The 11,908-nt window shown below is 35.5% G+C and carries 18 protein-coding genes; all 18 read left to right on the top strand.

Features of this window, described 5'->3' with window-relative positions; genetic code table 11:
* Positions 1-31: 31 nt before the first annotated feature.
* The 18 genes from BMX34_RS03595 to BMX34_RS03510 all read left to right on the top strand — a co-directional run bounded on the left by BMX34_RS03595 (position 32) and on the right by BMX34_RS03510 (position 11,907).
* A complete protein-coding gene (locus BMX34_RS03595; RefSeq protein WP_092570879.1) occupies positions 32-466 on the top strand; it encodes a DUF1492 domain-containing protein in 435 nt (144 codons plus the stop codon).
* A 138-nt stretch (positions 467-604) separates the two neighbouring features.
* A complete protein-coding gene (locus BMX34_RS03590) occupies positions 605-958 on the top strand; it encodes an HNH endonuclease (RefSeq protein ID WP_092570877.1) in 354 nt (117 codons plus the stop codon).
* 98 nt (positions 959-1,056) lie between these two features.
* On the top strand, positions 1,057-2,370 hold the full coding sequence (locus BMX34_RS03585) for a phage portal protein (RefSeq protein WP_092570875.1): 1,314 nt from the start codon (positions 1,057-1,059) through the stop codon (positions 2,368-2,370).
* Positions 2,285-3,382, top strand: a complete 1,098-nt coding sequence (locus BMX34_RS03580) for a polymorphic toxin type 50 domain-containing protein (RefSeq protein WP_092570873.1) — start codon at positions 2,285-2,287, stop codon at positions 3,380-3,382. The genes BMX34_RS03585 and BMX34_RS03580 overlap by 86 nt, the downstream gene beginning before the upstream one ends.
* A 2-nt stretch (positions 3,383-3,384) precedes the next feature.
* A complete protein-coding gene (locus BMX34_RS03575; RefSeq protein WP_092570871.1) occupies positions 3,385-3,585 on the top strand; it encodes a hypothetical protein in 201 nt (66 codons plus the stop codon).
* A gap of 11 nt (positions 3,586-3,596) precedes the next feature.
* Entirely contained in the window at positions 3,597-3,941 is a 345-nt protein-coding gene (locus tag BMX34_RS03570; RefSeq protein ID WP_092570869.1) for a YjcQ family protein, read from the top strand.
* Between the two features lie 61 nt (positions 3,942-4,002).
* On the top strand, positions 4,003-5,415 hold the full coding sequence (locus BMX34_RS03565) for a DEAD/DEAH box helicase family protein (RefSeq protein ID WP_092571065.1): 1,413 nt from the start codon (positions 4,003-4,005) through the stop codon (positions 5,413-5,415).
* Positions 5,416-5,536: 121 nt separating this feature from the next.
* The gene (locus tag BMX34_RS03560; RefSeq protein ID WP_092570867.1) at positions 5,537-6,013 is read left to right on the top strand and encodes a phage scaffolding protein; all 477 of its coding nucleotides are present in this window, start codon (positions 5,537-5,539) and stop codon (positions 6,011-6,013) included.
* A gap of 18 nt (positions 6,014-6,031) precedes the next feature.
* Positions 6,032-6,943: a phage major capsid protein gene (locus BMX34_RS03555; protein ID WP_092570865.1), complete on the top strand. Its 912-nt coding sequence runs from the start codon at positions 6,032-6,034 to the stop codon at positions 6,941-6,943.
* Positions 6,940-7,236, top strand: coding sequence for a Rho termination factor N-terminal domain-containing protein (locus BMX34_RS03550; protein WP_092570863.1), 297 nt, complete (start codon positions 6,940-6,942; stop codon positions 7,234-7,236). Before BMX34_RS03555 ends, BMX34_RS03550 begins: the two co-directional genes overlap by 4 nt.
* Before the next feature lie 9 nt (positions 7,237-7,245).
* Positions 7,246-7,683 carry a phage Gp19/Gp15/Gp42 family protein gene (locus BMX34_RS03545; RefSeq protein WP_092570861.1) on the top strand — a complete coding sequence of 146 codons (438 nt, stop codon included), beginning with the start codon at positions 7,246-7,248 and terminating at the stop codon, positions 7,681-7,683.
* Positions 7,628-7,966: a hypothetical protein gene (locus tag BMX34_RS03540; RefSeq protein WP_092570859.1), complete on the top strand. Its 339-nt coding sequence runs from the start codon at positions 7,628-7,630 to the stop codon at positions 7,964-7,966. The genes BMX34_RS03545 and BMX34_RS03540 overlap by 56 nt, the downstream gene beginning before the upstream one ends.
* Positions 7,959-8,195 carry a hypothetical protein gene (locus tag BMX34_RS03535; protein ID WP_092571063.1) on the top strand — a complete coding sequence of 79 codons (237 nt, stop codon included), beginning with the start codon at positions 7,959-7,961 and terminating at the stop codon, positions 8,193-8,195. The genes BMX34_RS03540 and BMX34_RS03535 overlap by 8 nt, the downstream gene beginning before the upstream one ends.
* Complete coding sequence (locus tag BMX34_RS03530) at positions 8,195-8,530, top strand: hypothetical protein (RefSeq protein WP_092570857.1); 336 nt, start codon at positions 8,195-8,197, stop codon at positions 8,528-8,530. The genes BMX34_RS03535 and BMX34_RS03530 overlap by 1 nt, the downstream gene beginning before the upstream one ends.
* 11 nt (positions 8,531-8,541) lie before the next feature.
* Positions 8,542-9,108, top strand: a complete 567-nt coding sequence (locus tag BMX34_RS03525) for a phage tail tube protein (protein ID WP_092570855.1) — start codon at positions 8,542-8,544, stop codon at positions 9,106-9,108.
* On the top strand, positions 9,108-9,365 hold the full coding sequence (locus BMX34_RS03520; protein WP_092570853.1) for a hypothetical protein: 258 nt from the start codon (positions 9,108-9,110) through the stop codon (positions 9,363-9,365). Before BMX34_RS03525 ends, BMX34_RS03520 begins: the two co-directional genes overlap by 1 nt.
* Positions 9,366-9,526: 161 nt before the next feature.
* Positions 9,527-9,754 carry a DUF5361 domain-containing protein gene (locus tag BMX34_RS09955; RefSeq protein WP_327077509.1) on the top strand — a complete coding sequence of 76 codons (228 nt, stop codon included), beginning with the start codon at positions 9,527-9,529 and terminating at the stop codon, positions 9,752-9,754.
* Positions 9,751-11,907: a phage tail protein gene (locus BMX34_RS03510; protein WP_412457630.1), complete on the top strand. Its 2,157-nt coding sequence runs from the start codon at positions 9,751-9,753 to the stop codon at positions 11,905-11,907. The genes BMX34_RS09955 and BMX34_RS03510 overlap by 4 nt, the downstream gene beginning before the upstream one ends.
* Position 11,908: the final 1 nt, after the last annotated feature.

Here is an 11,908-nt window from a genome sequence, read left to right as displayed (position 1 = left end):
CACTCGTCCGCTTAGACAAGGATGATTGGCGTTGAGCGATGTTAAGCGATATTTAAACCAAGTAAGATATAGCAACCAGGACATCAACTCAAGACAAAAAGAGTTGGACGATTTGAGGCGCAATATACCATCGGCGAGTAATTGGAAGACCGACCCAGTGCAAGAAACACATACCAATGGTAGTTTTGTAGATAAGTTGGTAAAGTTAGACGATGAAATTTCAAACAAAATAGATAGATTGATAGAGGCTAAACGTACAATATCAAATCAAATAGATCAGTTGGAAGTTAAAGAACATCATATAGTTCTACGTGAGCGTTACCTCAATCAACGAAGTTATGAGTATATAGCTGATGTGATGTATACGTCAGATAGAAATGTTAAAAGAATCCATGGTCGTGCTTTAGAAGAGTTTAGAACAAAGTTTCAACAGGAAATAGACAGTTTTATTAAATCCTGTCCCTAAATGTCCCTGTTTGTCATTGTTTGGCACTCATATATATGATACGTTGGTATTGTGAAAAATATATATTATGAGCTGCCCATCTAAAAAAGTGGGTGGCTTTTTATTTTGCCCCCCCACCTATATAACGAGGAGACTACCATGAAAATAAAACGCCCCGATAAGGTTGGAACCCACCGGACTACATACGAGAAGAATAGGAAGAGAATCATGGCAAGCCAGAACGTTTGTGCAATTTGTGGTTATCCTGTTGACTTCTCTTTAAAAGCTCCGAATCCAATGAGTCCAGTAATCGATCATATAATACCTATTGCAAAAGGTGGGCACCCTTCTGACATAAGCAACCTACAGCTAGCGCATTGGACTTGTAACAGACAGAAATCAGATAAACTTTTCAATAATAAGGAAAATATGACGAATAATAAAAAGATCCTGGGCAATCGTAATCTGCCACAATCAATGGACTGGACTCAATTTAAATTTACTAACGGATAAGGGGGGCATACCACCCCCACCGTTGGTTGCTCGGGACTTCACGTCGTACTGCACATATTTTCTTGCGCCAATACATATCACAAAAAAGGAGTCAAAAAATGGATCTAATGGGAAAAGAATATCTTGAAAAAAAGCTAAACAATCATAAGCATAGGGTTGAAACACGCTATAAATACTATGACATGAAACATAAACAATGGAATAAAAGCTTTACAATGCCACCGCAAATACAAATGATGTTCAAATCAACCATTGGCTGGACTACCAAAGCTGTTGATACCCTAGCTGACAGATTGATATTTAGAGAATTTGCTAATGATCTATTCGATTTGAATGAAATATTTGATTTGAACAATCCAGATACATTTTTTGACAGTGCCATTCTTTCGGCGCTAATTGCCTCTTGTTGTTTTGTGTATATCTCAAGTGATAAAGATGGTTATCCAAGACTACAAGTTATTGAAGCAAATAACGCAACTGGAATCATTGATCCGATTACTGGTCTTTTAAAAGAAGGTTATGCAGTATTATCACGCACCAAAGAAGGTAATCCAGAAACAGAAGCCTATTTTCAGACAGGATTAACTACTATTTACAACAAAAGTAATAATACTGTTACTAAATATAAAAATAATGCACCAGCACCCTTGTTGGTACCAATCATCAATAGACCGGATGCAGTGCGCCCATTTGGACGGTCTCGGATATCTCGCTCAGCCATGTATTGGCAGAACTATGCAGCAAGAGTTTTAGAACGTTCAGATGTTACGGCAGAATTTTATTCATTCCCTCAAAAATATGTAGTTGGTACCAGTCAAGATTCAGAAAAACTAGACACTTGGAAAGCAACTGTTTCATCCATGCTTGAATTTACCCAAGATGAAGATGGTGGTCATCCAATTCTTGGTCAATTTACGACATCTAGCATGACCCCATTTATTGAACAATTAAGAATGGCAGCTGCTGGTTTTGCTGGTGAAACTGGATTAACCTTGGACGATTTAGGATTTGTAACTGACAATCCATCGAGTGCTGAAGCCATTAAAGCTAGTCATGAAACGTTGAGAGTCACTGCTAGAAAAGCACAGAGAAACTTTGGAAGTGGATTTCTAAATGTTGGATTCTTAGCAACGTGTATTCGAGACAATTTCAGCTATAAACGAAATCAGTTCTATAAAACCATTCCGAAATGGGAACCTGTATTTGAACCAGACGCTGCAACAATTTCGGCGATTGGTGATGGTGTTATCAAGATTAACCAATCAATTCCAGGATACTTTGGTAATGATAATTTGAGAGATCTAACAGGCATGGAAGGAGATTCAGATGGATATATCCCAGGATTTGCTGAAGACACTGCAAACGGCGTTTTACCAAAAAATCAAATCGGACAACCAAATCAAGAAACTTAATAATCAATTACATAATAAAAATTATAGTTACCATGAAGCAAATTCATTTGCCATTAGGGTTGGTGAACTGTTATCTGAAACCTTTTCAGAGAATATAAAAAGCGACGAATTACCAAACGGTAAAATGTATTACAATATTGCAAAGAAAGTAATTGAACCGATGATGGTAGACAATCATGGCGTTGTAGCTGAAAACTGTCGGCAAACACAATCATTACTCAATAAACAAGCAAATCTTGGTATTGTTGGCCAGAAACCTGAACTTAATAATGATCGAATTCAAGGAATCGTTCAAAGGATTGCAGATGAAGATAACTTTGATGATATTAAATGGATCCTTGATGAACCCATCGTTAACTTTAGCCAATCTATCGTTGATGATTCTATTAAATCAAATGCAGATTTGCATTATAAAGCTGGACTGTCTCCCAAAATCGTGAGAACTGCGAATGCTGGTTGTTGCGAGTGGTGTAGTAAGATGGTTGGAAGCTTTGATTACCCATCTGGTTTGCCTCCAGATGTGTTTAGAAGGCATGGTCATTGCCGGTGTGAAGTTCATTATCATCCGGGGGATGGTAAAAAGCAAAATGTATGGGATAAGAAGTGGAACCGAGAAGACGAAGCTGATAAAATTAAGAAAAGGATTAGTTTTAGTAAAAGCCATAACATTTCTAAGGTAAGTAATCATATTGTAAGAGACTACTTAACTAGAAAAGATGTCAAAGATATGATTAATAAAGAAAAACAGTTACGCCATTTAGAAAAAACTCGCGATGAAGGAAGAAGTTACATGTATGGAGATCTTGTAACATCTCAGTTAAAATATCATCGCCTAAAAGGCACGGGTATACCAATCATGTCAATCAAAGGATGGACTAATAAAGAACGAGTAGCAGATAATCAACCTTTAGGTGTTTACCAAGATGAAAACGGCACTAAATACGAATCTCGACATGGGATTATTATTTATTCGAAATCAGGAAGCCATATTTATCCAACAAGGGAGGAGTAAAAATGCAATTAAAAGAATATTGGGGTAAGAAAGTTTTTTTAGAATCTAAGAATGGAAAAATTTTTAGAGGAAAAGTGAGTGATTATGTATATCCTGAAGACAATGAAAATGGTAAAGAAAGTATTATTATTGATGCAGTCGGATATGAATTTCCTTATGAATTTTATGAAAATGACATAAAGAAAATTGAAATCATAAATTAGAAGGTGGTCAAATGGCTAAAGATAATTATCCGGTGATTGTTTATCAAATATTGGCTTATTTATATAGTTGTCTAAAATCTGATATTAAAGTAGATGAGTCCTATTTGTTTCCTCAAGGCAAGCTGTTTAATATAAATACAAATTATTGGAAATTTATTATTTTTAATCTTGTTGATGGTGGATATGTTGAGGGAGTTGTTTTAGAAAAGGTTTGGGGCCAAAAGTACCCAAATGTTATTGATTTAGAAGAGATTAGTATTACACCGTTAGGGATTCAGTATCTAACAGATAATAGCTTTATTGCTAAAGCAAAAGAAATGCTTAAAGATGCGAAATCTATTATCCCTTTTGTCTAATTTAAAATCATAAGTAGCAGGAGGTGTTGCTGATTGGCGCCCTTAGAAAGGGGTGGTAATAATAGGTAATAAAATTAAATTTGGCAATCAAAACCCTACCGTTAGCTTCCTAATTAAGTTCAAAAAAAGTAATTATCAAGAAGCTGTTGATTTCTATGAACGGACTGGATTAAAAGTATACGATTGGCAGAAAAACTTATTAAAACCACTGATGGCCATTGAAAATGATGGCTTATGGACTCACCAAAAATTTGGTTATTCACTTCCTCGGCGTAATGGTAAGACAGAAATTGTTTATATTAAAGAATTATGGTCGTTGGAAAAAGGTTTAAATATCCTTCATACAGCGCATAGAATTAGCACCGCCCATTCATCCTATGAAAAGCTCAAAAAATATCTTGAAGATTGTGGCTACGTCGAAGGTGATGATTTCAATTCAATCAAAGCAAAAGGGCAAGAGCGGTTGGAATTGTATCATTCTGGTGGAGTTATCCAATTTAGAACAAGAACATCTACTGGTGGCCTAGGTGAAGGTTTTGATTTACTGGTTATTGATGAGGCCCAAGAATATACTGATGATCAAGAATCCGCCTTAAAATATACAGTGACCGACTCTGACAATCCTCAAACGATTATGTGTGGGACACCACCCACTCCAATATCAAGTGGCACGGTATTTACAAAGTACAGAAACAATTGTTTAGATGGTGGTTTAAAGTACTCTGGTTGGGCAGAATGGTCGGTCCCAGAAATGAAAGATATTCGTGATGTTGATGCGTGGTATGAGACCAATCCTTCTATGGGTTACCATCTAAATGAGCGTAAAATCGAAGCTGAGCTTGGGGAAGATGAACTTGACCATAATGTTCAGCGGTTAGGTTTTTGGCCTAAATACAACCAAAAATCAGTGATTTCTAAAGAAGAATGGGGAGCAATGGGAGTTGAAAAACTTCCCGATTTTAATTCTAAGTTATTCGTGGGTATCAAATATGGCAAAGACGGCGCCAATGTTGCCATGAGTATTGCGATACGTACCAAAGAAAATAATGTATTTATAGAAGCTATTGATTGTCAATCGGTTAGAAATGGGAATGGTTGGATATTAAATTTTTTAAATCAAGCAGACGTTTCAAAAGTAGTGGTCGATGGTGCTAGTGGTCAATATATTTTAGAGAAAGAAATAAAAGAGGCAAAGATTAAACCAAGACCAATTTTACCAAAAGTATCTGAAGTGATTGTGTCAAATTCGGCTTTTGAAAGAGGCATAAATACACAAAATATTGTCCACATGAATCAACCTTCATTAACACAGATTGTTACGAATTGTGAAAAAAGACCCATTGGTTCAGCTGGAGGATTTGGCTATCGAAGTCAATATGAAGATTATGATATTTGCTTAATGGATAGCATGATATTAGCTCACTGGATTTGTTTAGAAACAAAAAATAATCGACAACAAAGAATAAGTTATTAACACACTCACATTTATGTGGGTGTTTTTTATGTCCGCAATGACGTTAAACTATCGTATTCATGCGTTAAATGAAAACTTCACGGTGTCGGACACCGAAATCAAAACGAGAAGGAGATCAATAATGAATAGAGATTTTTTAAAAGGTTTAGGAATTGCGGATGAAGATGTTGAAAAGATTATGGCTGAGCATGGAAAATCATTAAAAGCTGATAAGGGACTTCAAGAAGACTATGAAGCACTAAAAAATGAAAAACACAGTCTTGAACAAACAATTTCAGCATTAAATGATGAAAAGAATGAATTATCAAATAAGTATTCAGAGTTAGAAACAGAACGAGATAATTTATCAAATGATTTTTCTGTTTTGAAAAATAAAGAACTCAAGCGAACTATTGCTATTCGCCATAATTTACCAATTGATTTATCTGATCGCTTGGTGGGAGATGATGAAGAAACATTATCGAAAGATGCGGAAAACTTAGCGAGTTTTATGACTATCAATAACAATGTAGCGCCTTTAAAGGAATCTGAACAAGCTCAAAGTGACGAAGATTCAGCATATAGAAATTTATTAAGTGCATTTGACACAGAAGAATAAAAAAGGAGAGAAGAAAATATGGTATTAGAGCGTAAACAATTATTTGAACCGAAGTTAGTTTCTGATTTATTTTCTAAGGTACAAGGAGAATCATCTTTAGCAGTATTATCTAATCAAGTTCCAATTCCATTTAATGGGATTAAAGAGTTTACTTTTAACATGGATAAGGAAATTGATATTGTAGCAGAGTCAGGCAAGAAAACCGAAGGTGGAATTTCAATTGCACCTCGTAAAATGGTACCAATTAAATTTGAATACGGAGCCCGTGTATCTGACGAGTTTCTATATGCTGCAGAAGAAGAAAAAATTAATATCCTTAGAGCGTTTAATGATGGATTTGCTAAAAAAGTGGCTCGTGGTCTAGATTTAGCTGCGTTTCATGGGGTGAACCCACGTACAGGAGAATCATCAACGGTTGTTGGCAATAATCATTTTGATAAACTTGTAACTCAAAAGGCAGAAGCACCATCAGAATTAACCGATGCAAATGGTGTTGTAGAATCAGCTATTTCCACCGTTCAAGGTTCTGGAGCAAGCATCACAGGTTTTGCCATGTCGCCAGTGTTCCGTTCTGCTTTATCTAAACAAATAAAAGCTGATGGCAGTGCTATGTTCCCAGATTTAGCTTGGGGTAATGCGCCATCAAGCATTAATGGTTTAAATGTTCATGTTAACAAAACAGTATCTGATATGACTAAAGAAACCGTCATGGGTTATATTGGAGATTTCCGAAATGCCTTCAAATGGGGTTATGCAAAACAAATTCCACTTGAAATCATTAAATATGGTGATCCAGACAATTCTGGTCTTGACCTTAAAGGTTATAACCAAATTTATATTCGTGCTGAGGTTTATTTAGGATGGGGTATTTTAGAACCTAATTACTTCTCACGTATTGTCCAAGGAAATGTAATGGGGGATAGCGAATGAGATATATCAACAAATTAAATGGGGCAGTCATTGATGTGACTGTCCCTATTTCTGGTGAAAACTGGGAAAAAATGGAAAATAAACAAATTAAAATAAAAGATGTAAAACAAGAAACCGATAACGAAATTAAAGCAGAAGTAAATGATGTTGAAGATAAAGAAGGATTTGATCTAACTAAACTAACAGTTAAAGAACTCAAGGCATATGCTAAATCTAATGATATTGAATTGCCTTCAGAAGCTACAAAGAAAGATGAAATTATCGAAGTTATTGCAACGTCTTTTCAGGATTAGGTGAATAGTATGGAAAATTTTGCCACTATCGAAGATGTAACAAATCTTTGGCGAAAGATGACCAATGACGAAATGAACCGAGCAAAAAGCTTACTTCCAATTGTTTCAGACACACTAAGAGTAGAAGCAAAAAAGGTTGGAAAAGATTTAGATTTATTATCCATAGAAGATGAAAGCTTTAAGAGTGTTCTAAAGTCAGTTACAGTTGATGTTGTCGCTCGAACACTAATGACATCAACGGATAAAGAACCAATGATTCAGGAGTCTCAGGCTGCATTAGGATATTCTTGGTCTGGAACATTCCTAACCCCCGGTGGTGGTTTATTCATTAAAGACCAAGAACTAAAAAGACTTGGATTAAAAAAACAAAAAATTGGGGTGCGTGAACTATATGGAGATGATCCATGGCATAACGATTTCTTTGATGGATACTCAGATTATTGGTAAAGATCCTTTTGGAAAATCGATTGTCAAAGAAACGGAAGTAAAAGTTGATAATGTCATTGTATCGCCAGCAACCTCAGATGATATCACTAATCAAATAAATCTAACCGGGAGAAAGGCAATCTATACTCTAGGTATCCCGAAAGGTGACACGCACGACTGGGAGAACAAAGAAGTAAGATTTTTCAATCAAAGATGGCGTACTTTTGGCATTCCATTAGAAGGAATAGATTCTATGATTCCGTTGAAATGGAATAAGAAGGTGATGGTTGAACGTTATGAATAATTTTAAATTTGTATTAAATAAAAAAGGTGTAGCTGAACTCATGAAATCAGCACAAATGCAGAATATTTTAACTGAAAAAGCTTCCGCAATAAGCGATCGTTGCGGTAGTGGCTACGAGCATGATGTTTATGTTGGTAAAAATCGTGCGAATGCAATGGTAAAAACAAGTACGTTTGCAGCGAAGAAAGACAATTTAAAAAATAACACACTCTTAAAGGCGGTGCACTAATGATTGAGGTATTATTAAAAGAATACTTAGATAATCATTTGGATGTACCGTCTTTTTTTGAGTTTGAAGATTATATGCCGAATTCGTTTGTGTTGATAGAAAAAACAAGTGGTAGGTATTCTAATAAACTCAAATCATCAACCGTGGCTATTCAAAGTTATGGAAAAACAATGTATGCAGCTGCTTTGTTAAATGAAAAAATAAAAGAACTGATGGACAATCTTGTAGAGTTAGATGAAGTTAGTGGTATTCATTTGAATTCTGATTATAACTTTACAGATATTGACTCTAAAAGATATCGATATCAAGCTGTTTTTGATATAAATCATTACTAGGAGGAATATTAATGTCAAATACACAACATGTCACGTCAGCTAAACCAAAAGTTGGCGGAGCAATTTATACAGCGAAATTAGGCTCAACATTGCCAACAGATGCATCCACCGAATTAGATGGTGCTTTTAAACCATTAGGATTTATTTCGGAGGATGGTCTAACCAACGAACACACACCAGAATCAGAAAATATCAAAGCGTGGGGCGGTCAAGTAGTTAGTACCGTATTAACAGAACGAAGTGATAAATTTACTTACACATTAATTGAGAGTTTAAATATTGATGTGTTAAAAGAAGTTTATGGTTCTGAAAATGTAACAGGAACATTGGAAAGCGGTATTAAAGTAACCGCCAACTCAAAAGAATTAGAAGAACATCCAATTGTTGTCGATATGATTTTAAAAGGTGGCGTTCTAAAACGGATTGTTATTCCGGTTGCCAAAGTATCTGAAATTGGCGAAATCGTATATAAAGATGATGAAAACGTTGGATATGAAGTCACGATCTTAGGATTGCCTGACAAAAATGAAAATACGCACTACGAATATATTCAAAGCAAAGGGGAGGATGTGGAATAATGATTAAAGGTCAAACTAAATCAGGGTTTAAATATGAAATCGAAGAAAAACGATTAGAAAATTATGAATTGATGGAAGTAATTTCAAAAGTTGATTCTCAACCGTTATTGCTCCCAAAAGTCATTGATTTATTATTGGGCGAAGATGCCGACAAATTAAAAGATCATGTTCGTGATGAAGATGGGATTGTATCAGCAGAAAAGTTATTCGGCGAAATCGAAGAAATTTTTGCATCACAAACTCAAGTAAAAAACTAACTGTCCTTGCTTGGATGATAAAAACGGATGAGAATGCGCTGATATGTGATCTAGCAGAAACCTATCATATATATGACTACAAACAGCTACCTTTAAGCACGGTAGCTGTTTTTGCTTCTGGTCTCAGTAACAATTCACGAATTAAGTTAAAGATGAATGGGTTGAAAATATCACTTGAAACCATGTTTTTAGCACAAATACTGGACGATTTAAACATTTTAGTATGGTCAAAAACTAAGGATTCTAAAAACGGAAAAAATAAACCAAAATCAATTTATAGGATGTTGGTCGATGAACCAGAGGAGCGAAAAGAACTTGCGTTTGAATCCGGTGAGGACTTCTTAAATACAAGAAATAAATTACTAAGACAGATAAGGGGTGATGAATAGTGACTGATTTAGGACAAGCCTATGTACAAATCATACCTTCTGCTAGAGGTATAAAAGGCTCAATAACACAGGCACTTGGTCCAGAATCCGCGATGGCCGGCGCCTTTGCTGGAACAAAAATAGGGACTAAAATGATTTCTGCCCTAACAGGCATTATTTCAACCGCTGCGATTGGTAAAGCTATTTCAGATTCGATTACAGAAGGTGCTGCTTTAGAACAATCTATTGGTGGTATTGAGACTCTTTTCAAAGGCCACGCAGATAAAGTTAAAACTTATGCTGATGAAGCCTATAAAACGGCTGGCTTGTCAGCCAACTCTTATATGGAAAATGTTACGAGCTTTAGCGCTAGTCTCTTACAATCATTAGGCGGAGATACTTCAAAAGCGGCCGATGTCGCAAACATGGCCATGATAGATATGGCAGATAATGCGAATAAAATGGGGACATCCATCGAAAGCATTCAGGATGCATACCAAGGCTTTGCTAAGCAGAATTATACCATGCTCGATAACCTAAAATTGGGTTATGGTGGTACAAAAAGTGAAATGGAACGGTTGTTGGCTGATGCCGAAAAACTAACCGGTGTTAAATATGACATCAACAACCTTTCTGATGTTTATAATGCGATCCATGCGATTCAAGGTAAACTTGAGATTACTGGGGCAACGGCTGATGAAGCTGAAAAAACATTTTCTGGGTCATTAGCAGCAATGAAAGCATCATACAAAAATGTTTTAGGAAAATTAGCACTTGGTGAAGACATTAAACCATCTTTAAAGGCATTAGCCGAAACAACATCTACATTTTTACTTGATAATTTTTTCCCAATGGTTGGGAATATCTTAAAAGGATTGCCAACTTTATTTGTTGGATTATATCAAGAATTTGTTCCAAGATTAATGGAACTTGGCGGTAAATTGATTGAAGGGATATCTCAAGGATTAACAACTGGCTTGCCTAAATTTTTAGAATCATTCAGTACGGTTTTTTCTAACGTGCTTACATGGATAACGTCAAACTTGCCGATGTTGCTAGAAATGGGCGTACAAATATTAACAAACATTGCCAACGGTATTCTACAGGCTTTGCCACTGTTGATTACTATTGCTGGGCAATTAATCGTCCAATTTGTTCAATTTATGATGACGAATATACCAGTCATTTTACAAGCTGGGGCAGATTTGATTTTAAATTTAGTAACAGGAATTATTCAAAATTTGCCGGCTATAGGCGAAAGTGCCATTAATGTTGTTAGCAGCTTCATTGACGTTATTTTGAGTAATTATCCTCAATATTTATCTTCTGGTAGAAATATCATAACTAACCTGATAAACGGTATTATTAGCTTAATACCTAGTTTAATAGCTACGGCCGCTAGCCTAGCAGTTCAGTTCATTGCAATGATTTTATCTCATATACCACAGATTATTTCTGCTGGTATTGAAATAATCGCGTCCTTAATTGAAGGGATTACTGGCCAAATTTCATCTGTCTTAGATATATTTACTAAATTGGGTTCAGATATTATTAGTTCAGTCCAAAACATTAACTTATGGGATGCTGGATCAGCGATTATGAATAGTTTGCTGAATGGGTTAAAATCTGCTTGGGAAAACGTTAAAGGGTTTTTCTCGAGAGTCACCTCATCTATTCCAAAATTAAAGGGTCCATTACCGTATGATAAGCGAATGCTCATCCCAAATGGTAAGGCAATCATGACAGGGTTGTATAAGGGGTTAAATGAAAATTTTCGCTATGTAAAAGAATCTGTATCAAGCATGGCTGGTGCTATCTCTAAGGAACTTACAGATAACATTGATTTAAACAAATTTAATTTAGACCATTTAAAAACATTAAAAATTAAACCTATTATAGATAATGGTTCATTAGATTTAAACAATGTAAAGAAAGAGTTTGACACAAATGCGTATTTCGGTACTCAGTTGACTCCGAATAGTTTCTATAGTAATCGAGATAAAAACACAGATGAATATTTGGAGTCGATTATTAACAAATTAACGACCATCGTAAATAAAGACAGCGATTTATATATGGATAGTAAAAAGGTTTCTCGAGAAATTGATGAGCCTTTACGTAGGTATCAACAGATTCAAGATAGAACCAATAAACGAATTTTAGGAGCGTGGTAAG

This window comes from Ignavigranum ruoffiae (genome assembly GCF_900110675.1).
GTDB classification, from domain to species: Bacteria; Bacillota; Bacilli; order Lactobacillales; family Aerococcaceae; genus Ignavigranum; species Ignavigranum ruoffiae.
The sequence above is the reverse complement of the archived record's forward strand: the minus strand, read 5'-3'. Positions and strand labels throughout refer to the sequence as shown.

What these genes read in the sequence shown, in the direction of transcription:
- BMX34_RS03590 (WP_092570877.1), top strand. Translation starts at nt 605, where the DNA reads ATGAAAATAAAACGCCCCGATAAGGTTGGAACCCACCGGACTACATAC.
- BMX34_RS03585 (WP_092570875.1), top strand. Translation starts at nt 1,057, where the DNA reads ATGGATCTAATGGGAAAAGAATATCTTGAAAAAAAGCTAAACAATCAT.
- BMX34_RS03580 (WP_092570873.1), top strand. Translation starts at nt 2,285, where the DNA reads ATGGATATATCCCAGGATTTGCTGAAGACACTGCAAACGGCGTTTTAC.
- BMX34_RS03575 (WP_092570871.1), top strand. Translation starts at nt 3,385, where the DNA reads ATGCAATTAAAAGAATATTGGGGTAAGAAAGTTTTTTTAGAATCTAAG.
- BMX34_RS03570 (WP_092570869.1), top strand. Translation starts at nt 3,597, where the DNA reads ATGGCTAAAGATAATTATCCGGTGATTGTTTATCAAATATTGGCTTAT.
- BMX34_RS03560 (WP_092570867.1), top strand. Translation starts at nt 5,537, where the DNA reads ATGAATAGAGATTTTTTAAAAGGTTTAGGAATTGCGGATGAAGATGTT.
- BMX34_RS03555 (WP_092570865.1), top strand. Translation starts at nt 6,032, where the DNA reads ATGGTATTAGAGCGTAAACAATTATTTGAACCGAAGTTAGTTTCTGAT.
- BMX34_RS03550 (WP_092570863.1), top strand. Translation starts at nt 6,940, where the DNA reads ATGAGATATATCAACAAATTAAATGGGGCAGTCATTGATGTGACTGTC.
- BMX34_RS03545 (WP_092570861.1), top strand. Translation starts at nt 7,246, where the DNA reads ATGGAAAATTTTGCCACTATCGAAGATGTAACAAATCTTTGGCGAAAG.
- BMX34_RS03540 (WP_092570859.1), top strand. Translation starts at nt 7,628, where the DNA reads ATGGAGATGATCCATGGCATAACGATTTCTTTGATGGATACTCAGATT.
- BMX34_RS03535 (WP_092571063.1), top strand. Translation starts at nt 7,959, where the DNA reads ATGAATAATTTTAAATTTGTATTAAATAAAAAAGGTGTAGCTGAACTC.
- BMX34_RS03530 (WP_092570857.1), top strand. Translation starts at nt 8,195, where the DNA reads ATGATTGAGGTATTATTAAAAGAATACTTAGATAATCATTTGGATGTA.
- BMX34_RS03525 (WP_092570855.1), top strand. Translation starts at nt 8,542, where the DNA reads ATGTCAAATACACAACATGTCACGTCAGCTAAACCAAAAGTTGGCGGA.
- BMX34_RS03520 (WP_092570853.1), top strand. Translation starts at nt 9,108, where the DNA reads ATGATTAAAGGTCAAACTAAATCAGGGTTTAAATATGAAATCGAAGAA.